Source organism: Streptomyces sp. NPDC050564, from assembly GCF_044457265.1.
Lineage (GTDB): Bacteria > Actinomycetota > Actinomycetes > Streptomycetales > Streptomycetaceae > Streptomyces.
This window is the reverse complement of sequence record NZ_JBITGS010000038.1, coordinates 19,257-40,864: the sequence shown is the minus strand read 5'-3', so window position 1 is coordinate 40,864 and position 21,608 is coordinate 19,257. Positions and strand designations below refer to the sequence as shown.

Here is a 21,608-nt window from a genome sequence, read left to right as displayed (position 1 = left end):
GCGACGTAAGCGGGCGCCATGCTTCCCATGGGGAGAACCCCCTGGCCAACCCTGCCCCCGACGCGCGGCTGAACCACTACGGGGCGAGCCGTGGGCGTGTCAACGGCCCCCGTAGTGGTCAGTCAGCGGGCTTCTCCCAGATGGAGACATGCCGGGGGCTCTCGCTCGTGAAGGCTTCCCGTGTCCATCCCGCCCACCGCTCACGCAGCCGCAACCCGGCGAGCTGGGCCATCAGGTCGAGTTCCGAAGGCCACACATATCGGAAGGGGATGGATCGGTAGGTGCCACGACCGTCGACGACCTCGACGTAGTTCGAACTTGTCGCCTGAGTCGCGATGTCGTAGATGTCGAATGCCCACCGCGTCGGACTTACGTGGAAGGGCACGACGTTCTGCCCGGCGGGAAGCTTCCTCAACTCGGGGACCATGACCTCGATGACGAAGGAGCCTCCGGGTTCCAGGTGCGCCGCGACGTTGCGGAAACAGGCCACCTGCGCTTCCTGCGTCGTCAGATTCATGATCGTGTTGAAGAGCAGGTAGGCGACGGAGAACCTCCCGTCCACCCTCGTCGTCGCGAAGTCGCCGATCGTGATGCCGATCGCGTCGCCACCCGGCTTCGCCCGCAGCCGGGTGACCATCGCCCGTGACAGATCCATGCCGTGGACCGGGACTCCGCGACGTGCCAGCGGCAGCGCGATGCGCCCCGTGCCGATGCCCAGCTCAAGGGCGCGCCCACCGCCGGCCAGCCCCGTCAGAACGTCAACCACCGGCTCTACGACGCTCGGAGCGAACATGTCCGCCGACGACTCGTCGTAGGCAGCCGCGACCAGTTCTCCGAAGTAGCCGTCCTCATCGTCCATCGCGCGACCGTACCGGGGAAGTCCGTTGCCGCGCGCGCGAATTGTCGGCCGGTCAGGGGAGCGCGGGGCCGCAACAAACGCTTCCGCCGCCTGATCTCCCGCTTCCCCACCGCGAAACTCAAGACCCGCCTGGTGACGATGGCCGCCGAGCAGGACATCGCGGTCGTCGCGGTCGATCCCGCCTACACCTCCCGCTGGGGCACCCAGCACTGGCAGCAGCCCCTGACCAGCACCAACCGCACCGTTTCCCGGCACGATGCGGCCTGCATCGCGATCGGGCGACGCGCCCTCCGGCATCGCGATCCGGCGACGGACGGCACCGCCCCGTACCCACCAGAGCGATGGATATGGGCATCGGACCGCCCAGGCCGCAACGGAGACCCGCGGGCGTGAGGGACCCCGCCCCCGCATCCCCGGTCCACGCACCAGATGCGTGCCGCCCGGCAGCGGAGCGAACGCGGGCGACCAGCGTGCCCAACACCGTTCGGAGCACGCGGCTGAGCACCAACCGTCCTGGAAACAGGACTCATCCTCGCTCAGTCTGTAGGAACGGTGTGCTCCCGAAATGGCGAGGCGGCTGCTTCTCCTTGGCGGCGCCGACCGGTTCGCCCGCAGACGATCCGTCCGTCCCCATCACCCCTTTCTCATCGCGCAACCGGCGCGGATTCGTGGAGGCGCCGGCCGTCGACTCAGGGGAGGGGGACCGTGTGGCCGTGGACCGCGGATCGACGCGCGGTTCGGGGGCGTCGACCTGAGCCTACTTGTGGCCCCGGACCGGCAGAGACAGCAAGGGCGCGCGGGAGTAGTCCCCGCTCACCAGAGCCACGAGCGCAGTCGCGAAGCAGACACAGGTGACCGCGACGACCCAGCCCATCCTGCGCAGCCATGAGCGCCGACGGCCGCTGTCATCGACGAACACGGCCCGGTGAACGGACACTTCGAGCGGGGATACTGCATGCTCCTCGGCGCCCTGGGGACGACTTGGTCAGGTTCACGCGTCGGCGGGCGCTCGTGGCTGCGTCGGCGGTGAGCCCTGATCCATATCGCCCCATGCACGTGGATGCCCCCGTGATGCCCGCCATGCTCCGCTCCGATGCCCGCCATGCTCCGCTCCTGGCTCTCCGTCGTTGCCGGCCGTGTGACGCCGCGCTGATCCACAGAACAGATACGGAGGATGTCGCTTTATGACTCATGACGACCGGGTGTGATGGACCTCTCGGGCTGGGAGAGGAGCGATCACTCCAGACTCTCGATTCGATCGCATCGACAGTCGAATCAATCGTCACATCTTGCTTTCACGTCATTTTCATTCGTAGCATCGCGGTATTCGGTCACCAGATGGAGGAGCACCCAATGGACCGCACCCGCCTGCAGCAGCTTCTGGCCCGTGAGATCGCCGAGGCCGAGCGTCGGAACCCGCGGTCCCAGGCCGCCTATGAACGGGCCGACCACCTCTTCGGCCGGGTCCCGATGACGTGGATGAACAAGACCGCGGGGGCCTTCCCTCGCTACCTGGACACGGCGCGCGGCGCCCGGATCACAGACATCGACGGCCACGAGTACATCGACTTCTGTCTCGGTGACACGGGCGCCATGGCCGGCCATTCACCCGCGGTGGTGGCCGAGGCGGTGCGGAGCCGGTTCGCGGAACTCGGCGGCGCGACGGCGATGCTGCCCACCGAGGACGCCGAGTGGGTGGGCGCCGAACTGACCCGCCGCTTCGGGCTCGCGCGCTGGAGCTTCTCGCTGACCGCGACCGATGCCAACCGCTGGTCCATCCGGCTGGCGCGGGCAGTCACCGGACGGCCCAAGATCCTGGTGAACAGCTACAGCTACCACGGCAGCGTCGATGAGTCGCTGATCGTGGTCGGTCCGGACGGACGCGGTACCTCTCGCCCCGGCAACGTCGGCGCCCCCTGCGACGTCACGCTCACCAGCCGGGTCGCGGAGTTCAACGACTTGGTACAGCTGGAGCGCGAACTCGCCCACGGCGACGTCGCCGCCGTCCTGATGGAGCCCGCGCTCACCAATATCGGCATCGTGCTGCCCGAATCCGGCTACCTGGAAGGCGTGCGGGAATTGACGCGCCAGTACGGCACGCTCCTCATCAACGACGAGACGCATACCTTCTCCGCCGGTCCCGGCGGCTGCACCGCTGCGTGGGGCCTTGAGCCGGACCTGCTGACCATCGGCAAGGCGATCGGCGGCGGTATCCCCGCCGGTGCCTACGGGCTCTCGGCCGAGCTCGCCGAGAAGCTCCTCGACCGTGACGACCTGGATCTGGTCGACATGGGCGGAGTCGGCGGCACCCTCGCCGGCAACGCCCTGTCCGTGGCCGCGACGCGAGCGACCCTGGAACACGTCCTCACCGACGACGCCTTCGACGGGATGTCGAAGCTGTCGGAGCGGTTCGAGGCGGGGGTACGCGCGGGCATCGACGCGTGGGCGCTGCCGTGGTCGGTGAGCAGGCTCGGCGCCCGGACCGAGTACCGCTTCGCCGATTCCGCACCGCGCACCGGAACCGAATCCGCCGCCGCTGCCGACAGCGAGCTGGAGGACTACCTCCACCTCTACCTCGCCAACCGTGGCATCCTGCTCACCCCGTTCCACAACATGGCCCTCATGTGCCCCGCGACCACGGAGGAAGACGTGGACACGCACACCGACGTCTTTGCCGCCGCCCTGTCCGAACTGGTCGGCTGAACCGCGCCGTCAGTCTTGGTTCGGGTGAGCGAGAGAGGAACACCGTGGACGAGATCGACCGGGCCATCCTGCGTGAACTGCAGGTCGACGGCCGTATCGCGTATGCCGAACTGGGCCCGAAAGTCGGCCTGTCCGCATCCGCGGCCCGCCAGCGGCTGCAACGACTGCTCGACTCCCAGGCCGTACAGGTGGTCGGAGTCACGGACCCGATGTGCATGGGCGGACAGTCCATGGCACTGCTCGGCATCGCCGTGCACGGTGACCCCCGAGCGGTCGCCGACGACCTGGCCCAGCGGGCCGAGGTGGTCTACTCGGTGTTGACCTCCGGCGGCTTCGACCTGTTCGCCGAGGTCGTCTGCCCGGGCCCCCGGGATCTGCTGGACTTCGTCAACGACGTCGTGCGACCGATCGAAGGCGTCCGGCAGGTGCAGTCGTTCCCGTACTTCGGGATCCACACGCACCGGTTCCTGTGGAATGTGGGTTGAGGGCCACGACGCCGGACCCGGCTACGAGCCCCGCCCCGGCGATGCTTGGTCGGGTGTGGAGACGGTCACCCCCAGCGGACGGGCGAGACCGATCACCCCTTCGTCCAGGCGCTGCAGATGCCGTAGCACCCGGCCCGTGACGCGGTCGTGCCGAGGGGAACCTGGCGCGTCGGTCTCCAGCATGGAAGCGAGGCTCGCACCGGTCTCGGCCACCCCGTCGTCGGCGTCGTCCTCGACGCGGGCGACGAGTACGTCGATGTTGTGGGCGATGCGCCGTCCCGCACCCTTGAGACGGGGATCCGCGGCGACCGTCTTGCTGTAGGGGAGGAGTTCGGCCGTCGCCGCCAGGGAACGCGCGTGATAGGCGCACGTCTCGAGCAGGGCCACAAGGTAGCGAGCGGTCTGGCGACGGGACCGCAGCGGGGTGATCGGATGGGTCAACGGCTGCGTGGAGGCCCGTAGATCGTCCAGTGCCGTGTCCAGATCCCGGGCCCGGTCCAGCAGATCGAGTGCGGGACCGCCGCTCAGCTGCTCCACCGCGGCACCGGTGACGTCACCGAGCCGGGTCAGCACCGTGCCGAGGAGTTCGTCGGTACGGCGATCGGTGTGCACCGGCAGGATCACGGCGGCCGCGATCACGCCGCAGGCGGCGCCGAGCGCGGTCTCCTCGATGCGCAGGACGAGAACCGAGGCGCTGTAGGTGTTGAGCAGCGTGTACAGCAGGCCCAGCATCGCCGTGACGAAGAAGGACATCAGGGCGTACGACAGCGGCGCGGTGAAGAACATGGCGAAGATGAACAGCAGGACGAGTGCGAACGCCGTCCAGGTGTGGTTGCCGACCAGGCCCGCCAGACCGACACCGGCCACCACGCCGAGAACAGTGCCCAGCAGCCGACGGTAGCCCTTGACGAGGATCTCCCCGGTGGACGCCGTGTTCAGGAAGACGACCCAGCAGGTCAGCACCGCCCAGTACCAGCGCTGGCTGGAGAGGAACTCCCCGCCGACGATGGCCAGGGCCGAACCCACCGACACCTGGACCGCGGCCCGGGTCGTGGGCCGCTCCAGCCCCTTGCGGTCGTCCCCGCCCTGCCCGGACTCCTCGGCCCCCGCGATGGCGACGTCCTCGGCATCGAGCTCCTCCCGGGAACGGGCCGTCGCGGGTGTGTCGTCGGACTCGTCCTGGGGGCCGTCGAGGGCCAGCCGCAGGCCCAGGACCGAGCGCGCCGCCTCTCCGATGCCGCGGAAGACGTCCTGTACGACGGCCGAGGCGCGCGGCAGATTCTCCTCGTCCCGGTAGCCGAGGAGCCGGTTGCGGAGGTGGGCCAGCGCGGTGCCGCGGTCGTTCGAGACCGGGCGGACCACGAGCAGGCGCAGTGCGTCGAGATCGCGGCGCAGCCTCGCGGTGGTGTCGTCCTGGGCGCGCAGCCGGTCGCCCGGAGGCGGCACGGGCGCGTGCGGCAGGTGCAGGGTGAGCGTGTCGGCGCGTTCGGCGCTGCGCGCGTTGAGCAGGAGAACGCCGAGCCGCTCAGCGGCGATCTCTGCATCGGCCACGCGCCGTTGGACGAGCGAGGCGGTGGTGCTGCTGCTCGTTCCCTCCTCCAGCCGCCCCTGGATCATCATCGCGCTCTCGTGGAGGCGTGCGGTGTGCCGGCGCACGTCCTCCAGGGCCTTGTCGACGCGGTCGGGCCCGGCATCGAGCAACTCGATCTGGGCGGAAACCAATTGGGCCAGCCGGGCCCTGAACGCCTCACGCAGTCGCAGCAGAATGCGTTCGGGCGTCTCCACGACCAGGCCGAACCGCACCACCGCGCTGCAGGCGAACGCGACGGCCAGCGTTCCGTACAGCTGCGGCAGGGCGGCGGAGGTGGCTCTGACGAAGAGGGCGACGAAGTAGATCTGAAACCCGATGAGGCCCAGCGCCGTGCCGCGGTCCCCGAAGCGGCGGCTGTACACGGCGGCGAAGATCAGGGAGATGAACAACAGATCGCCCGCGACGACCCTGGTGTTCAGCAGAGCCCCCAGTGACATCGCCACCAGCGCCACGGGCAGGCCGAACGCGAGAGTAAGGGCCTGTTCGTGCCGCTGCTTCTCCTTGATGGCGAAGGTCGCGACCATGGCCCCCATGGCGCCGGTCACCATGTGACTGACATCGGCCCCCAGCACGGCCAGGACCGCGAGCGTGAGCGCGATGGCACCAACGGTCCGCAGCCCGGCCATCAGCCGCAACAGCCCGGGGTCGGATGCCTCGAACCGGTCCCAGATCCCCGTCCAATTCGGCCTTGCCACTGTCTTCACGCTGTCGCTTTTCTCCGCTCTCCGTCATGATCCGCAGTCCCAGCATGGCACGCGCCCGTGCAGCCCTGCGCTGGATGACGTCGGCGGGGCGATGGCACACGCCCCGGACGGGTCGGCGGCCACATCGCGCAGTCCGGCCCGTCGAAGGCACCGCCCACCATGGACTCCACGCCCACCTTCGAGACGACGGCAGGCAGCCGCACCGGAACCGCGCCGCCCCCCGCGCCTGGGACCCACCGGGGCCACCCCAGATCCTGTAGGGGACCGTGCTTGCTGCGGTGATGTGTCCGTCTGCCACGGGCGTGCCCGCGACGGCAAGGAGACTGCGCCGGGCGGCCGCCGCGCTGCCGCTTCCGCCTGCCCGACCGCCCGAGGCAAGCCGCCAGTCGGCGACGCCCCGGCCAGCTCCGCCGCCCAGCGGTCGCCCGGCGGCGGAGCGACGACCGTTGTCAGTCGGCCTGTGCCGCAAGCACCTGCACCGTGTCCCCGACGGCGCGCTCACCGGTCGTGTCCGAGGGGTTGCTGACCAGGGTTCCGCGGACGGCCATCGCGGTGGAACCGCCGCCATCGAGGTTCAGCGCCTGCACAGCGCCGAGCGAGCGCATGAACTCGGCCGCCTCATGGAGGGTGAAGCCCTCGCTGCCACCGGTCTGCCGCCCGTCGACCGTGGCCAGGATCAGCCGGCCCTTCCTATCGACACCGGCCATGGTGCGCGGCTGGCGGACGTTGGCCCAGGCGTATCCGAAGGACAGGTCCTGCGGGTCGACCACGCCCTCGGCGACCGCGTCGATGTCGATGCGGCCGTCCTTCACCAGGGTGGGCGCGGCACTCACAATGGAGTCGCCGTCATCGAGTTCGACCCGTCGGCCGCTGGTGTCGCGGATGACCTCGTCGACTCGAATTCGGCTGCCGGGATCGGCGTGTGTGGTCAGCCAGCCGGCACCACCGCCGATGCCCTGCAGGACGCTCCCGCCCGCCGGTACCCGGCCGCCGCGCGCACCGACCGAGACCACACGGCCGGACGCGTCGAGCACCGCCTGGACGCCGGGCCCGGTGGGTAGGTCGGCGCCGAACTCGGGGGTGAACCGGACCAGGTCGTCGGCCAGTCGGCAGGTGACGTCCTGCCAGGGCAGGTCGCTGGGGGTGGTGCCGGGACGGCCGCAGTCGCGCACCAGTCCTGGGACCCGGTTGATGCCCTGGATCCGGTATGAGGAGTTTCCGGCCCGGGCGGTGACGGTGGTGGTCAGATCGGCCACACGGGCGTGACGACCGCCGTCCGCGAGGATCAGCGCGGCCCGCGAGCCGACCGCCATCGACCCCAACTGGCCGTCGTAGGCACCCAGGCCGGACGCGGTGCCCTGGACGCCGTCGGCGTCCGAGGTCACGAAGAAGCCGCCGTTGACGGCAACCAGCGAGTTCAGCTGAGCGGCGACCGACGAGGTGGTCTTCCGCTGTGCGACATTGCCGTCGTGGGTGCCCTCGACGGTGCCGTCGAAGACGCGTGGGTCGATCAACGCGACATGGACGTTTTCCCGGTCGGCGGGCTGCTGGATGTCGTAGCCGGTCCAGGCGACCGAAGTGTGGAAGCCGGCCGAGGTGATCGCCGCCGCCGCGGACTGGGCGGCGGCCTGGGTGGAGAAGGAGCCGACCCGTACCCGAAGTCCCATCACCTCGTGCGGGGCGTCGGAGTAGTCGGGCCACCGGACGCTCTCCACGCGCGGCTGGAAACCCGCGTCGCGCAGCTTCCGCTCCGTGGCATCGGCCCAGCTCTGGGTGCCGACCTCGGACCAGGTCGCGGCGCCGGTCAGCCGACTGATGCCCGGGGACTGAACGGCGACCGTCCAGGTGGGCGTGATGTCGACGTTCCGGATGGCGCCGGTACGTACCTGTACGCCGGGTGCGAGGGTCTCGGTCGCCCACTGCATGGTCGCCGCGGAGTTCGCGGGGTCGGCCTGCGCTGTGGCCGGCATCAGGGAGGGAAGGGCGATGGCGAGTACGGCGGCGACGCCGAGGCCCGCGCGCACGCGGGCGGTACCTCGGGCGGGTCTGGCGAGGGCATTGTGGTCCATGACTTCCTCACGGCTGGGGCGCGATGATGGCCGGTGGGGGCAATGCTTTGCGGCCGTGTGCGCGACCCATCTCAAACAACCCCTACGACTCCCGAGGCTCGGGCGCATGAAGACCAGGACAGGGGGCGGGAAACAACAGGAAGCGGCCTCGTCTCGAACGGGGGGGCTGCCGAAGCCATCGAAGACGAATAAGAGTTGGGCTGTTGACGCCCCACACGCCTGCAGGATGCCCGGCCGATTGATCCCGACCTGGACGGTGCGCGTCTGCGCTTGGCCCCGCGGAGGACTGAGGGCACCAGCCCTGACGCGCTCTAAAATCAATGGCCGACCGATTCTCGTCAGCCCCACCCTGTACCCCATGGAAGAACCTCAACGCGGGATCCGCGCGCTCTACACGGCATCCACCGTCACCATCTACCAGGCGTACTCTCCGGCCATCGGTCTGCCTGCGGTTCGCGAGGGCCGTTTCCCCGCCACGTGGAAGCGGGATCGGATGACGTGGATCAAGCCCAGCTTCCTGTGGATGATGTACCGCTGCGGCTGGGGCACGAAGGAGGGGCAGGAGACCGTGCTCGCTGTCGAGATCAAGCGTGAGGGTTTCGAGTGGGCACTGCGCAACGCGTGCCTGTCGCACTATGTGCGCGGGCTGCACGAGAACCAGGCCGCCTGGAAGCGGGAGTTGAGGCACGCGCCGACGCGCGTGCAGTGGGATCCCGAGAGGGATCTACGGCTCGCACCGCTGCGGTACCGCTCGCTCCAGCTCGGCCTGGCGGGGGAGGCCGCGGCCCGGTACGCCGACGAGTGGATAGTCGGCATCGAGGACGTGACGCCGCTCGCCAGGGAGGTGCATGCTCGGGTCAGGGCCGGTGAACTCGACCGGGCCCTCGCGTTGTTGCCCGAGGAGCGGCCGTATCCGCTGGCCGGACACGTGCTTGGGCACTTGCGGGCGTAGGCGTACGGACCCGTAGCGTCGTTGACGCGGTGGATGTTGGCGGATGGCGCTGGAGGCTCATGCAGGCGGGGCCTCTCGCCGACCCGAGCCCTGGGGCTGCCGGAGCAGCAGGCCGGCTCTGCGTGGGCTGCCTGTCAGATGTACGGCAGGGACAGGTCAACGGCGGTGTCGCCAGTGGCCGGGACGGGGCTGTGGAAGACGTGGGTCAGGCCGGTGTCGGGGTCTGTGATGCGGATGCCGCCGTCGGTTCCGGTGTCCCAGGACAGGGTCAGATGCGAGCCGGACGTGTCCGGACGGACAGGCCCGTCGGCCCCGGCATCGCGGAGAGGGAAGCAGAGGCGGGCGCCGTCGGCGGTGGCGTTGACGAGGCCGGTGTCGTGGGCCTGGACGCGCTGGTCGAGGGTGGACGCCCAGGAGGGACCGAACCAGCCACCCCATCGGTACGAGGATGGGTGCGTGCGCTGCAGGATCAGCGGGAGGACACTGGGCAGGCGCACGTCGGTGCGAGACAGGGACATGCCGCCGGTGGCCACGTCGATCGGGTCCCGCACGAACTTCTTGACCATGTTGCGGATCGACGCCGGCAGCTTGTTGAAGCCCGGGTTCAGCTTGCGGCGTTCGAACGCCGCGCAGTTCAGCTTCATGCCATTGGCCGGCTCGGCCGGCTGCGCCGGCTTCAACGCCTTCAACATTTTGGCGGTAGAGCGGTGATCTCGATACCGGACCGGCTGATCACATAGCTGGCGCATGAGGTGGGCCTGGTCGAGCTCAGCTGACCGCTCTCGCCCTCGTCACGGGCTTGCCTGACGTGAGAAAGGACGGGGTCGGTGTGAAACTGGGCACGGAAGGAGTGATCCCCGTGTCGGACCCGCCGCACGCGTCCTCCGGTCCCGACACCGCCATCGACGAGAATCGGCTGGAAGAGCTGATCCTCGAGGCGCAGACGGCCCTGCCGGTCGAACTGCCCGCCCTGGCGAACCGGTGCGCCTCATCCCTCGGCCTGGACACCGCGCTGATCTACCTCGTCGACCTGCAACAACGGCTGCTCATCCCACTCGACGAGGCTTTGGAGCCGCTCCCGGTGGACCTCTCGTCGGCCGGCTGGGCGTACCGCACGGTCTCCCCGCGGGTGGCCGAGGCCGACGACGGCTTGATCCTCTGGATGCCCCTGGTCGACGGTGCGGAGCGGCTGGGCGTGCTGGCGGTGCGGACCGCCTCGCTCGACGGGATACGGATGCGCCGCACCCGGATTCTGGCCCATCTCCTCGCCATGCTGATCACCTCCAAACGCGCCTACAGCGACTGGCTCGCCGCCCGTACCCGCACCGCGCCCATGCAGTTGCCCGCCGAGATGCTGCGGGCCTTCCTGCCACCCCGCACCATCGGCAGCACCAGGTGCGTCTCGACCGCGGCGATGGAACCGGCGTACGACATCGCCGGCGACGCCTTCGACCACTCGGTGGTCAAGGACATCCTGCACACCATGATCCTCGACGCCATGGGTCATGATCTGACTGCCGGCCTGACCACGTCGGTCGCCATGGCGGCGGCGCGCAACGCCCGCCGCGGCGGTGGCCACCTGGCCGACGTCGTCGGCTCCGTCGACCAGGCGCTCGCCCAGTGGCTGCCCGACCAGTTCTGCACCGGCGTGCTGTGTCGGCTCGATGCCGAGACCGGGGTGCTGCGCTGGGTCAATTGCGGTCACCCCCCACCGCTGCTGATCCGTGCCGAGCGGGTGCTCGCCGGGGCGCTGGACAGCCCCCCACAGCCGCCGATCGGCCTGGCCGGCCCACTCGCCCCGGCAGCCCGGCAGGTCCACGAGACGACCCTGGAACCGGGCGATTGCGTCCTGCTCTACACCGACGGTGTCGTGGAAGCTCGCGACGCGGACGGTGCGGAGTTCGGCCTCGACCGGTTCACTGACTTCATCATCCGCTCCAACGCCGCCGGAGAGCGCCCGGCCGAGGTGCTGCGGCTGCTCATCCACGCCATCCTCGATTACCAGCGCAACCAACTGCGGGACGACCTGACCATCCTGCTCTTCGAATGGCGCCCGCAGTGCCGATGACACGGGATTGCGCCCAGCTTCGCAGTGCCTGTACGCCGCCTTCGGCCGGGTCGGGTACTCGGCCGGCATCTCCTTCCCTGGTGTCCGGGCCGGGAATCCGAGGCCAAGTCAATGTGTCGCTGTGCGACGGCCTCGGACATGGAAACGCTGTTGGCTAACAACATCAAGTGAGATGGTGAGGCGTCCACGTCTCAAGCGACTTTGTCTTTGCACAGGTCAGGCCACCATACGGGGGCAAGATCGGATGAGCGGGGACAGCAGCCAATGCTGCACCGGGCCGCACTGTCCAAACGGTCGCCATTCCCGGCGTCGACCCCGCCGTATGCACCAGTTGCAGAAAGGGAGGTGAGCGAGGCTTGACCTGGGTCATCAGGCGGCGCTCACAGACGTCATCCATCTCGTGGCGTGCTGCGGAGGGGTGCCGGGATGCGGTTGTCTCGCGGGAGAGGACAGCAGGTGGATCGCGAGCGCGGCCCACAGCGCCGCTGCGGTGTCAGAGGACGTGCTCTGCGCTTCTGATCGGTCCTCGTCAGCGAGGGACGCCCGCATCGTCCAGGTACTGGTGCATGGCCTCCACGGGAAGGCCCTGATTGCTGAGGGCGCGGGAGGAGGTCTCCGGATTCCCGCAGCTTCGGAGGATGAGATCGACCGGCAGCGCGGGGTGCGCGGCTGCCATGGCACGTACGCTGTCGTCGGGGTCGGCAAGCAATCGGACCACAACGTCGACGGGCGCCTCAGAGTCGAGGCGCACCAGCCGTCGTTTCTCTGGATCGGGGTCGCTGGCGAAGCGTTGCCCGTTGCCCGTGCGCGGGAAGTTCGGGTGGCCCTGCAACAGGCCCTTGGTGATGACCTTGCAGTCCAGATATGTCTGCAGCACAACCTCGCCGTCGACGGTCGGTTGGTTCTCACACAGCAGGAGTCGTACCGGGTAGTCGTCGTCCCTCGAGAGCAGGGCGATGGCGTCGCGTCCGCGACAACGCCCACCTGGCGGAGCGCTCCGTCACGAGTGGCAGGCGACCCTGGACGCCCTCCAGGAACTTTCGGAGATCGGCGCCGAAGGGCCGGTCGGCTACTTCGGTCTGACACATGGGCACCGCGATAGGGGTGCCGTTCGTGGTGGCCGATCACAGCATCACCGCTGCGGTCTTCGGTCTCCACTGGCCCGAAGCTCTGGCCGAGACGGCGAAGCAGATCACCATCCCGATCGAGTTCATGCTCCAGTGGGACGACGAGCACATCCCCCGCCAGTCCGGTCTCGCGTTGTTCGACGCCTTCGCCTCGAAGGAGAAGACGTTGCACGCCAACGCGGGAAGGCACAAGGAACTGTCCAGGTTCGAGGACGACAGCGTGGTCCGGTTCTTCGCCCGGCATCTTGGCCGGGCCGTCACATCACCGGCCTGACCCGACGGGTATCGGCGTCCGACCAGCCCTACGGTGTTGCGTTCCTTGTACTGCTCGGCGTCGTGGGAGACCGGCGCGTCGGGACGGGTGCGCGCACGACCGACTGGCCTGCGCACCTTGATTTCCTCCAGCACCGCAACGAACTGGGGGACTGGGTGGAGTCGAGCGGGGGCGTGACTTCCGCTCGCCTCAATGGCTAAGATCCCCTGCGACCTGCGGAAAGTCCGAACAGGCGGGCCTTTCGGAGGTACGGAATGGGTGGAAGAGCGGCGTTGCCGGGCGGGCTCGCCCGATGGACGTGCGGCATGCTCGCCTGCTTCGCGTTGGTGACGGTGGCCACCGAGGTAGCAGGCTGGCGCAAGTACCAGGTGCTCCAGGCGCTATCGCTGAAGCGGTCGGATGAAGGCGAGGCGTTGGTCAGGGCCGACATGTGGTTCGGGAACCTGACTGGGTGGCTGCAAGCGGCGTTCCTCGCGACCATGCTGCTGTTCATTCTCTGGCTCCGCAGCATGCGTTCACTCGCAGACATGGTCTGGCCCCAGGGGCAGCGCCGCGACCGCGCTTGGGTGCTCTTCGGCTGGCTGGTTCCACTGGCCCAGCTGTTCATACCGAAGATGTTCATCAACGACCTGTGGGCTGCCGCCGAGCCGACAATGCGACGGCGTCGCGGCAACCCTCTGCTCACCGTTTGGTGGCTCACCGTACTCGCCGCAGGCCACTGGGCCACGCTGGACTACTCGGCGCTGAAGCAGGCTGCAACAGCAGGCGAGGCCCGCCAGGCGCTGCGGCACGTGATGCTCAGTGACAGTCTGCACATCGGAGCCGCCGCCCTGACTGTCGCCGTCGTCTGGCAGCTGAGCGGCATGCTGCAACACGCCGTGCTCCAAGGGCAGCGAGGCCCCGGCGGAACCGAACAGTAGCTGTGTGGGTGCCCCTTGTGTGCCCGATTGGGCGGAGGCGGTGAAGCAAGCAACCCGCTGCACCGTCGCCGGTGCCGCGCTTCGGTCGCAGGCCCGCCCTACGACGACGACCCCGCGGCGCCCGGTTTCGTGAGCGGCCTGCCGGCGATCTCGCCGGGCCCGTTCGCACCGACGGCGGTTCGCCGAAGGCTGTTCTTCCCGGGCCGGAGGTGGAGCCGGACCGGTAACAGGATTGCGCTGCAGGAAAGACCTCAACACCATGAGCAAGTTTCTGCCTTGATTCGCATAATGCCTGGTAGAGTTGACATCATGGGGATGATGCTGGGCGAGCGGGTGCGAGCCGCCGTGGCCGCCCTGATGCAGATCACCGGAGAGACGCAGTCCGACCTCGCCACCGTCCTCGGCGTGAGCCAGGCGCAACTGAGCCGCCGTCAGTCCGGCAGTGCCGCCTGGAGCCTGGACGACTGCGATGCCCTGGCCATGCACTACGGGCTCGACGTACTCGACCTGCTGGCCGGCCCTACGCGGGCCTGCGAATCCCTGCCCACCGCCAGACGGCGACGCCCCATGACCGGCCGCAGGGCACCCGAGGCCGGGGCGGCGAAAAGAGCGGCGCGATGACGGACTTCGAAGCGATCGACGCACTGCTGGCCACCGCACGCCAGGAGGCAAAACTGCCCCCCGCCGAGCAGCGGCGCTCACTGCGGGAGGCACTCAGCCTGTCACGCACGCAGGTGGCACAGGCCCTGGGGGTGAGCCCCTCCACGATCGGCGGCTGGGAATCGGGCCGCGACCCGAGTGGGGAAGTGCGGGACAAATACGCGTACTTCCTTCAGGGAGCGCAGACAAAACTGGAGGCTCAGGCCGCGGCCGTGACCGCTGCAGCACCGGCCGAGGAAGATTCGGCGGACGCGGACGGGCAGGCCGAGGCGGCCTCCGGCCCCGACGAGGTCCACGCCCTCCCGGAGCCTCAGCCGTGTGTCCTGTGCGGGCAGCCGGCCCGCCGGCAAGTGGCTGGATTCCCCCAGCACTTGGATCCCGCGGAATGCGCCACGACCAGCCCCGCGGCCCCCGCAGCACCAATCTCTACCGACACACCCCCGCCCCCGGACCCGGCACTCGCTCAGCCCCCCGCGCACCGCCTCGGCCGCAGCCTGAAAGGTGTCCCCGTGGGCCGCCGGATGCAGGCCGTCTCCGATACCCGGGATGTGATCGCGGAAACGGTCGCGGCCGCACTGGCCGAACACGCCGGTGACCTGGAGGCGGCAACGGCGGCACTGGTGAAGCGGGCGATCCCGGACGTGATGGCACTGCTCGACACCTGCCGCAAGGGCGGCCGGTACGAGATCGTGGCGCACCCCTGGATGCCCGACATCCTGCGCAAGCAGACCGCCCGCGGCCCCGACCAGATCTGGGAGGCCCGCCCCAAATGGGCCCGCCCCGAGTTGCCCCCAGGACGCCACGACGTGACCGTCCTGGACGTCAACGCCTACTACCTGTCCGCGTTCAAGACCCATCTGCCGATCGGACAGCTCGAGCACTCCAGTGGCCCCGAACACGACAGGCGCCGCGCAGGCGTCCACCTCATCACCCCGCCCCCCTGGGACCACGACGCCGTGCTGCCCAACCCGATCGGCAACCGCGACGAAGCCGGCCCTCTCTGGGTCACCGAACCCACCCTGCGTCTCCTGTTGCGCCTGTCGGCACCGGCATACGCACTGTGCGATCCCCCCGAGATCCACGAGTCGTACACCTCCGGCGCGACCGAAGGCCTCCTGGAAAAGTTCCGCATCATCCTGCGGGACGCCCGCGACACGGCGATCGCCGCGAACGACGAGGTGACGCTGGAGTACCTCAAGGCGATGTACTCGAAGTTCGTCTCGACGATGGGGGAGTCGAACTACAACCGCGAGCTCTACCGCCAGGACTGGATGCACATCATTCGCTCTCAGGCGTTCTCCAACCTGTGGTGGAAGGCATACAAGGCATACGACGAAGGCCTCACCGTCGTCAGCGTCATGGGCACCGACGAACTGCATGTCATCGGCGACTGGCGCAGCGTCTTTCCCGAAGGCCGCGGCGTCAGCGAAATGAAGCCCAAAGACACCTACACCGCCGGCACCGGGCCCCGGCCATCCGCCGGCAGCCGGCCCGGCTGAACCGGGCAGGACCGCCCGGACACCACGCAGCTCTTCACACTGGACCCGTAGCGCGTGTCGACAGCCACCGCACAGTTCGTCCCGCCGCTCGCTGTGCCGCAGTACACCTTCAACTGGCCGTATGTCTTGCTGCCGTCAGTGATGGCACGCGTGTCGATCAGACTGCCGCTACACCCCTAGGCCTCGGCGGCATCGGCATCGGCATGAGCCGCCGGCGCGGCAAAAACGCTGTCGGCAAGAAGGGCACACACGACCGGCAGAGTGCGCAGAGAACGCATGAGAAACTTCCGGACGTGTAGGGGATGCGGGCCTTTTTGGGGCAGTCGACCACACACGCCGAGCCCGCCTCCACCAGTACGATGAATCCGGCGCAATCACGCCGGCACGGTCCGGTCCCGACCCCGCTCGGGGCACACGGAACGAAAACGGAAAACCAGTACAGAAAGAGACTGTCAGGCCCTCCCAACTTCCGGAAGAAACATACGAGTTGCGATATAGTGGCAGTCTCGGACAATCGCAGGGAAAGCAGGCCGGAGAAGGGCGGGAATGAATGCCGGAACAGAACATCGACTTCGGCAAATACGGCGCTCGCGGCATCAAAGCCCACGAGGCGGTCGCCCGTCGGCTCGACGCCCTTGCCGGCTACATCGCCACCCCCGTCACCGCGCGCCGCGGCCTGCTGGCCCGCCTGCACTACCTCACCCGCACCGAGCACGCCCTCCAAGCCGCCCGCGATGCAGGCCTGACCGTCACCGACCGCACCCTCACAGCCTGGCTGCAGGGCACACACGCCCCCTCCAGGAAGAACCTCGAGCGCATCGACACCGCCTACAAGACGGTGCGCCGCCACAACGTCGCCCGCTACCTCCTGGGCCGTCTCAACGCGGACGGCCGCGGCACCCGCGTCGAAATCCACCCCCTGAACCAGTCCCGGGTACCCCGCGCACGCCAACGCGTCGTGGAATACCGCAGTTTCAACGTGCGTCACTGGGACCGTGTCGTCCAGGCCTGGGCGGACAACGACCCCCAGGCACTGGACGATGCCTGGATCGAGAAGATCGTCGACCTGGGCAGCCAGTGGGGCCAGTACGAGTACGTGACCAACGTGGGCTTCGCGGCCTGACCGCTGTACCACGCGTCGATCAACGGCGTCAGGTCTCGGCGAGGGACGGGTCTGCAGGTGCCGACTCCCCGCTCCAGGCTCGGTGAGGGGACAGACCTGCTCGCTGAAGTACCTCATCGGCCTTGGCGGAACGCAAAAAGACGACCGCGCATGAGAGACTCGGCGGTCAGCTCGCCGAGTTGGAAGGGTCGCTTGCCGTGTCGGACGTCACGCCGCCACCGGTCCACCTCGACAAGGTGGTGGAGGCACTCGCAGGGAACCCTTCACTGCCTCCCGAGCTCGTCCGCCGCCTCTTCGCCCACCGCAGGGACTTCGGCAGCGTTGCCAAGCGCCCGGACCTGACCGACAGCATGGTCGCCGAGATCATCGCCGTCGATGACCACTGGCTCACGCACTCGCTCGCGCTCAACCGTGCCCTCCCGCACGCCTTCCGGATGACGCTCACCGACCACCCGGACCCGGAGATACGCGCGGCCGTAGTGGTCAGCGCGGACGGCCCGCCGCGAGAGCTCTTCGAGCGGCTGCTCGGCGACCCCGACCTTCGTGTGCGCGAGTACCTGGCGCAGAGCGATCACGTACCGACAGATCTGCGCGCCCGCTGGCGGACGACCCGGAGCCCAAGATCCGGGCGACGCTTGCCCAATGGTGGACGCAGGCCCCGGAACCGGTGCGTCGGCGCCCGCTGACGGACCCCGAGGACGCGGTGCGCGCGGGAGCCTGCGCGACCTACTACCGACGGCTTCCCCATCCCGTCCCACCTGACGACCTGCTCCCGGCTCTGCTGGCCGACCCGGTCACGCGCGCCGGGGCAGTACGCCACTGCACGCTGGACGCCGACACGGCCCGTTGGCTGGCCGACGACCCGGACGAGGAGGTGCGCACGGAACTCGCGGACCACCCCGACCTCCCGCCGCCGCTGCGCGACATCCTTGCCGAGGACCCCTGCCGGCGGGTCACACTCCGCGTCTTCCTCCGTGAGGACACCCCGGAGTCGACCCGCGCCGCGATCCACGCACAGATCCTGTCCGACCTGCCCCTGCTGGACTGGCTCGCCGACCATCAAATCCTGGACGACGACGCGCTTGAACGACAGCTCATGAACGAGATAGCGCGTCGGGAGCTTCGGACAGTGCGTCTGCCATGGGTGACCGCTGACCCCTTGCCGTACGTAGACGCGCCCTACGCCTGCTTCCGTGCCTCGGCCGCGATGTCCGACCGCCTCCCGGCGCCGGCCGTGGCCCGACTGCTCGACGACGAGGAGAGCAGCGTCCGTACGACGATGGCTCTGCATGCCCGTCACCGGATCGATCCCGCCACCGCCGAACGCATCGACCGCAGCTACCGCCCGGAGAAAAAGACCCGGTGGCGTCCGGCTGATGACCTCCCCCTCCCGGCGGACGTCCTTCGACGGTTGGCCACCGATCCCGATCCAAGGATGCGGCAGTTGGCCCCGCGCGACCTCGATCTGCCGGTGGAACTCGTCCGTCGCCTGGCCGCCGATCCCGATCACACGGTGCGGCGCGCGATCGCGACCCATCCCCGGCTTCCGGCCTGCGACCTGATGCAGCTGTTGACCGACTCATCGGAATCGGTCGCGACCGCCGCGGCCGGCAACCCCGACCTGCCGCCCGCACACATGCGCCGACTCCTCGCCCTGGCAGGCCTGTGACACCAGCGCGCGCCGCGGCAACCGTCGACGGCCGGCTTTGCTGCTGCGTCAACCAAACGGGGAACGTGAGCATGCCCGGGGAGATTCAAACAGGACGAAGTCTCACGCTCACCCGGCTGACTCTCGTCCGGCCTTTTGCTCCGCTGTACGTTTCTGTATCTCTTCGGCCTTGGCTTGCCATCGCCTGTTGATCTCGGCAGGCCTTTGGTGGCCGCATTCGATGACGTTGCCTGCGTTGTCGACGACTTCCGCGTAGCAGTCACCGTTCTCGATCCGGACGGCGACGGTCTCGATACCTGCCGCCCTGTCGTTTTCATCCACCCAATAATTGACGGAGAAGGCCAACTCGTCGCCGTTGTAGTCGGATCGGACGCGGAACGACTCGCCCGGCTTGAGTTATCGATCCTCACCAAGTGGCTCGAGCCACATGGTGAGCCACCCTTTCGAGTCATTGCGGACATCCATGACAGCCATGCCCGCACCCTAACCTCACCGTTCCAATTGGGGACGGCTGGCTTTGGGGCGGAAGCGCGAAAGTGCCTTCTTGACCTGGGACGATGGACCTTGCTGAGGGGTTCTGTCGGTCCAGGCGGAGGGCACTTTCTCCGTGCAGGGTATCGGGTTGCGCCCCAAGGGCCAGGTCAGTGCCGATGGTGTGTGGGTCAGCCGGCCTGGGCAGCGGTCTCGGCCTCGGAGTTTGCGATGCCGAGGTTGGCGTAGGCGACGGGGTTGGCGTACTCCCACACCTTGGTGATCTGCCCGTCCTGGACGTCGATACGGAAGATGTAGACATTGTTGTAGACGAGCTTCTCCGCACTGGACAGGATGTCGCCGTTGGCCTGCAGGAACACCGAGCGGGCGTCCTCGCTGACCGTCCAGACCTTGTCCAGGAACGCGACGTGGTCGAACTTCGCCGCAACGGATGCGATGTAGCCCAGCACGTGCTCGGGACTGTCGAACACATACCAGGGCTCGGGGGTGCCCTCGATCGACAGCGGGATGGTGAAGGTCGCGCCAGGCGCAAGGAGCCCGGCGACCGCATCCCGGTCACGGCTCTCGAAAGCGGCGATGAAAGCCTGCGCGGTCTCGAGAGCATCCTGGTGCGTGGTGTCCATAGTGATTCTCCCTATGTGCGGATTTTGGATCGGGTGTGGCAGACGGGACAGCGCCGGACGGCCGGAACCGGCGAGGGGCGCTGTCACCAGGGAACGGGCCCGAAGGCTCCGATGAAGGTGCCGGTGGGCGCGTCCGCGCCCGAGGTGGCGGCGGCGATGATCACGGCGGCTCCCTCCTCGACGCTCTGCGTGCCCTGGTGGCCGTTGAGGTCGGTCGCGGTGAAACCGGGGTCCACCGCAGTGACGGTGATCCGCGGGTAGGCCTGCCCGTACAGCACACTCAGCATGTTCAGGGCCGCTTTGGAGGAGTTGTAGGCGAGGAGTGGCGCCCAGGCCGGGAGGATGTCGGTGTGCGCGGCGGGGTCGGCGTTGATCGTCAGTGATCCGAGGCTACTGCTGACGTTGACGATGGCCGGCCGGCTCGAGGCATGCAGCAGGGGCAGAAAGGCGCGGGTGGTGCGGACCACTCCGAAAACGTTGGTGTTGTACACCTGCTGTAGGTCGGCAGCGGTCAGTTCGCCGGTGGCGGCGGTCGGGCCGGCGATGCCGGCGTTGTTGATCAGCACGTCGACGTGTCCGGCCTCGGCCCGCACGGTTGCCGCGGCCGCGGTGACCGACGCGTCGTCGGTGATGTCGATCAGGAGTGGGCGGGCGCCCAGGGCCTTGGTGGCCTCGGCCCCGCGGTGCACATCCCGTGCTCCTGCGTAGACGGTGTGGCCCTGCTCGATGAGACGGCGGGCCGTCTCGAAGCCGAGGCCTTTGTTCGCCCCGGTGATAACGGTGACTGTCATGTCTCTCAGCCTGCGTGCCCCGCGCAGGAACAGACAGAGCCCTCATCAGCGGGGGGTCGGGCAGTACCAGGCTGTCGCCCGGTCCCGGGCGGACAATGGCAGCGTGAAGGACGATTCCGCAACCCTCGGCCAAGCACTGCGCCACTGGCGCGACCGGGCCAGCCCCAAGGACCTCGGACTTTTCGTGGGCAGCGTCCGCCGGGCCCCCGGCCTGCGGCGCGAGGAACTCGCTCAGCTCGCCGGCCTCTCCGTCGACTACGTCGTTCGCCTGGAACGAGGACGCGCCACCTCACCCTCCCCGCAGGTGCTCGCCTCGCTCGCCCGCGCCCTACGCCTGTCGGAGCCCGAACGCGACCACCTCTACCTGCTGGCCGGACAGGCATCGCCCACCGCGGGACACGTCACCCCGCACATCCCTCCCAGCGTCCAGCGGCTGCTCGACCAGCTGCGCAACACCCCCCTCAGCGTCCACGACGCCGCCTGGAATCTCATCTCCTGGAACCCTCTCTGGGCCGCCCTGATCGGTGACCCCTCCGCATGGCGGGGAAGGGAACGCAACATCGCTTGGCGACACTTCGCCGGACTGCCCAGCCGTGTCACCCACACCCCCGAGCAGCAAGCCCGGTTCGAAACAGCCCTCGTCTCCGACCTGCGTTCCTCTGCAGCCCGCTACCCCCAGGACAGTGCACTTCGATCGCTGATCACCGATCTGCGACACGCAAGCGACCGCTTCGACGAGCTGTGGGACTCCCACGCCGTGGGCTTCCACACCACCGACAGCAAGACCGTTCACCACCCGGACCTCGGACCCGTCATGGTGGACTGCGACACCCTCACCGTCCCCGGGAACGACCTGCGCATCGTCGCCTGCTCAGCACCACCGAACTCTCCGGCAGCCGAGCAGTTCGAGTTGCTGGGGTCCATCGGCACCCAGGTCATGACATAACCCCACCGACACTCCCGGCCCGGGCCTATCCCAGCACGGCTCCTAGGCCGTGC

The 21,608-nt window shown here is 68.7% G+C and carries 20 protein-coding genes and 2 pseudogenes; 13 read left to right on the top strand and 9 right to left on the bottom strand.

Going from position 1 to position 21,608, the window contains the following annotated elements:
• Positions 1 to 118: 118 nt before the first annotated feature.
• Positions 119 to 859: a class I SAM-dependent DNA methyltransferase gene (locus ACIBK0_RS41200; protein WP_399092022.1), complete on the bottom strand. Its 741-nt coding sequence runs from the start codon at positions 857 to 859 to the stop codon at positions 119 to 121.
• A 60-nt stretch (positions 860 to 919) separates the two neighbouring features.
• On the opposite strand from ACIBK0_RS41200, the pseudogene ACIBK0_RS41195 reads away from it, so the two are divergent.
• Positions 920 to 1,406 (top strand): annotated as a pseudogene (locus ACIBK0_RS41195) (IS200/IS605 family accessory protein TnpB-related protein); the annotation flags it as partial.
• A gap of 210 nt (positions 1,407 to 1,616) precedes the next feature.
• Here the strand turns inward: ACIBK0_RS41195 and ACIBK0_RS41190 are convergent.
• Positions 1,617 to 1,796 (bottom strand): hypothetical protein, encoded by a 180-nt coding sequence (locus tag ACIBK0_RS41190; RefSeq protein WP_399092019.1) that lies wholly within the window; start codon positions 1,794 to 1,796, stop codon positions 1,617 to 1,619.
• 416 nt (positions 1,797 to 2,212) lie between these two features.
• On the opposite strand from ACIBK0_RS41190, the gene ACIBK0_RS41185 reads away from it, so the two are divergent.
• The gene (locus ACIBK0_RS41185) at positions 2,213 to 3,562 is read left to right on the top strand and encodes a transaminase (protein ID WP_399092016.1); all 1,350 of its coding nucleotides are present in this window, start codon (positions 2,213 to 2,215) and stop codon (positions 3,560 to 3,562) included.
• 44 nt (positions 3,563 to 3,606) lie between these two features.
• Entirely contained in the window at positions 3,607 to 4,047 is a 441-nt protein-coding gene (locus tag ACIBK0_RS41180) for an Lrp/AsnC family transcriptional regulator (protein WP_399092013.1), read from the top strand.
• A 21-nt stretch (positions 4,048 to 4,068) separates the two neighbouring features.
• Here the strand turns inward: ACIBK0_RS41180 and ACIBK0_RS41175 are convergent, their stop codons facing one another.
• A complete protein-coding gene (locus tag ACIBK0_RS41175; RefSeq protein WP_399092136.1) occupies positions 4,069 to 6,264 on the bottom strand; it encodes an FUSC family protein in 2,196 nt (731 codons plus the stop codon).
• A gap of 527 nt (positions 6,265 to 6,791) precedes the next feature.
• A complete protein-coding gene (locus tag ACIBK0_RS41170) occupies positions 6,792 to 8,411 on the bottom strand; it encodes a phosphodiester glycosidase family protein (RefSeq protein ID WP_399092010.1) in 1,620 nt (539 codons plus the stop codon).
• A 358-nt stretch (positions 8,412 to 8,769) separates the two neighbouring features.
• Between ACIBK0_RS41170 and ACIBK0_RS41165 the strand changes: the two genes are divergently transcribed.
• Entirely contained in the window at positions 8,770 to 9,363 is a 594-nt protein-coding gene (locus ACIBK0_RS41165; protein WP_399092007.1) for a DUF4291 domain-containing protein, read from the top strand.
• A 134-nt stretch (positions 9,364 to 9,497) separates the two neighbouring features.
• Here the strand turns inward: ACIBK0_RS41165 and ACIBK0_RS41160 are convergent, their stop codons facing one another.
• Positions 9,498 to 10,043, bottom strand: a complete 546-nt coding sequence (locus ACIBK0_RS41160) for a DUF6531 domain-containing protein (protein WP_399092004.1) — start codon at positions 10,041 to 10,043, stop codon at positions 9,498 to 9,500.
• Positions 10,044 to 10,213: 170 nt separating this feature from the next.
• Between ACIBK0_RS41160 and ACIBK0_RS41155 the strand changes: the two genes are divergently transcribed.
• Positions 10,214 to 11,431 carry a PP2C family protein-serine/threonine phosphatase gene (locus ACIBK0_RS41155; protein WP_399092133.1) on the top strand — a complete coding sequence of 406 codons (1,218 nt, stop codon included), beginning with the start codon at positions 10,214 to 10,216 and terminating at the stop codon, positions 11,429 to 11,431.
• 529 nt (positions 11,432 to 11,960) lie between these two features.
• On the opposite strand, the gene ACIBK0_RS41150 is transcribed toward ACIBK0_RS41155, so the two are convergent.
• Positions 11,961 to 12,308: a HEAT repeat domain-containing protein gene (locus ACIBK0_RS41150; protein ID WP_399092001.1), complete on the bottom strand. Its 348-nt coding sequence runs from the start codon at positions 12,306 to 12,308 to the stop codon at positions 11,961 to 11,963.
• An 89-nt stretch (positions 12,309 to 12,397) separates the two neighbouring features.
• Here ACIBK0_RS41150 and ACIBK0_RS41145 point away from each other — a divergent pair.
• The 7 genes and pseudogenes from ACIBK0_RS41145 to ACIBK0_RS41115 all read left to right on the top strand — a co-directional run.
• Positions 12,398 to 12,832 (top strand): annotated as a pseudogene (locus ACIBK0_RS41145) (alpha/beta hydrolase); the annotation flags it as partial.
• Between the two features lie 254 nt (positions 12,833 to 13,086).
• On the top strand, positions 13,087 to 13,752 hold the full coding sequence (locus ACIBK0_RS41140) for a DUF4328 domain-containing protein (protein WP_399091998.1): 666 nt from the start codon (positions 13,087 to 13,089) through the stop codon (positions 13,750 to 13,752).
• Between the two features lie 309 nt (positions 13,753 to 14,061).
• Positions 14,062 to 14,373, top strand: coding sequence for a helix-turn-helix transcriptional regulator (locus tag ACIBK0_RS41135; RefSeq protein ID WP_399091995.1), 312 nt, complete (start codon positions 14,062 to 14,064; stop codon positions 14,371 to 14,373).
• The gene (locus ACIBK0_RS41130; RefSeq protein WP_399091992.1) at positions 14,370 to 15,911 is read left to right on the top strand and encodes a helix-turn-helix domain-containing protein; all 1,542 of its coding nucleotides are present in this window, start codon (positions 14,370 to 14,372) and stop codon (positions 15,909 to 15,911) included. Before ACIBK0_RS41135 ends, ACIBK0_RS41130 begins: the two co-directional genes overlap by 4 nt.
• Before the next feature lie 550 nt (positions 15,912 to 16,461).
• Entirely contained in the window at positions 16,462 to 17,034 is a 573-nt protein-coding gene (locus ACIBK0_RS41125) for a transcriptional regulator (RefSeq protein WP_399091989.1), read from the top strand.
• Between the two features lie 122 nt (positions 17,035 to 17,156).
• Entirely contained in the window at positions 17,157 to 17,720 is a 564-nt protein-coding gene (locus ACIBK0_RS41120) for a hypothetical protein (RefSeq protein ID WP_399091986.1), read from the top strand.
• Positions 17,702 to 18,703, top strand: coding sequence for a hypothetical protein (locus tag ACIBK0_RS41115; RefSeq protein ID WP_399091984.1), 1,002 nt, complete (start codon positions 17,702 to 17,704; stop codon positions 18,701 to 18,703). Before ACIBK0_RS41120 ends, ACIBK0_RS41115 begins: the two co-directional genes overlap by 19 nt.
• 108 nt (positions 18,704 to 18,811) lie before the next feature.
• Here ACIBK0_RS41115 and ACIBK0_RS41110 read toward each other — a convergent pair whose 3' ends face one another.
• From ACIBK0_RS41110 to ACIBK0_RS41100, 3 genes are all read right to left on the bottom strand, one after another.
• The gene (locus tag ACIBK0_RS41110) at positions 18,812 to 19,048 is read right to left on the bottom strand and encodes a hypothetical protein (protein WP_399091981.1); all 237 of its coding nucleotides are present in this window, start codon (positions 19,046 to 19,048) and stop codon (positions 18,812 to 18,814) included.
• Between the two features lie 317 nt (positions 19,049 to 19,365).
• Positions 19,366 to 19,818: a nuclear transport factor 2 family protein gene (locus tag ACIBK0_RS41105; RefSeq protein ID WP_399091978.1), complete on the bottom strand. Its 453-nt coding sequence runs from the start codon at positions 19,816 to 19,818 to the stop codon at positions 19,366 to 19,368.
• Positions 19,819 to 19,901: 83 nt separating this feature from the next.
• The gene (locus ACIBK0_RS41100) at positions 19,902 to 20,609 is read right to left on the bottom strand and encodes an SDR family NAD(P)-dependent oxidoreductase (protein ID WP_399091975.1); all 708 of its coding nucleotides are present in this window, start codon (positions 20,607 to 20,609) and stop codon (positions 19,902 to 19,904) included.
• 103 nt (positions 20,610 to 20,712) lie between these two features.
• Between ACIBK0_RS41100 and ACIBK0_RS41095 the strand changes: the two genes are divergently transcribed.
• A complete protein-coding gene (locus ACIBK0_RS41095) occupies positions 20,713 to 21,555 on the top strand; it encodes a helix-turn-helix transcriptional regulator (protein WP_399091972.1) in 843 nt (280 codons plus the stop codon).
• Positions 21,556 to 21,608 lie beyond the last annotated feature (53 nt).

Excerpts from the sequence above, each read along its gene's own strand:
- ACIBK0_RS41165 (WP_399092007.1), top strand. The coding sequence starts at position 8,770 with ATGGAAGAACCTCAACGCGGGATCCGCGCGCTCTACACGGCATCCACC.
- ACIBK0_RS41185 (WP_399092016.1), top strand. The coding sequence starts at position 2,213 with ATGGACCGCACCCGCCTGCAGCAGCTTCTGGCCCGTGAGATCGCCGAG.
- ACIBK0_RS41175 (WP_399092136.1), bottom strand. The coding sequence starts at position 6,264 with ATGGCCGGGCTGCGGACCGTTGGTGCCATCGCGCTCACGCTCGCGGTC.
- ACIBK0_RS41170 (WP_399092010.1), bottom strand. The coding sequence starts at position 8,411 with ATGGACCACAATGCCCTCGCCAGACCCGCCCGAGGTACCGCCCGCGTG.
- ACIBK0_RS41135 (WP_399091995.1), top strand. The coding sequence starts at position 14,062 with ATGGGGATGATGCTGGGCGAGCGGGTGCGAGCCGCCGTGGCCGCCCTG.
- ACIBK0_RS41200 (WP_399092022.1), bottom strand. The coding sequence starts at position 859 with ATGGACGATGAGGACGGCTACTTCGGAGAACTGGTCGCGGCTGCCTAC.
- ACIBK0_RS41140 (WP_399091998.1), top strand. The coding sequence starts at position 13,087 with ATGGGTGGAAGAGCGGCGTTGCCGGGCGGGCTCGCCCGATGGACGTGC.
- ACIBK0_RS41100 (WP_399091975.1), bottom strand. The coding sequence starts at position 20,609 with ATGACAGTCACCGTTATCACCGGGGCGAACAAAGGCCTCGGCTTCGAG.
- ACIBK0_RS41105 (WP_399091978.1), bottom strand. The coding sequence starts at position 19,818 with ATGGACACCACGCACCAGGATGCTCTCGAGACCGCGCAGGCTTTCATC.
- ACIBK0_RS41130 (WP_399091992.1), top strand. The coding sequence starts at position 14,370 with ATGACGGACTTCGAAGCGATCGACGCACTGCTGGCCACCGCACGCCAG.
- ACIBK0_RS41125 (WP_399091989.1), top strand. The coding sequence starts at position 16,462 with ATGCCGGAACAGAACATCGACTTCGGCAAATACGGCGCTCGCGGCATC.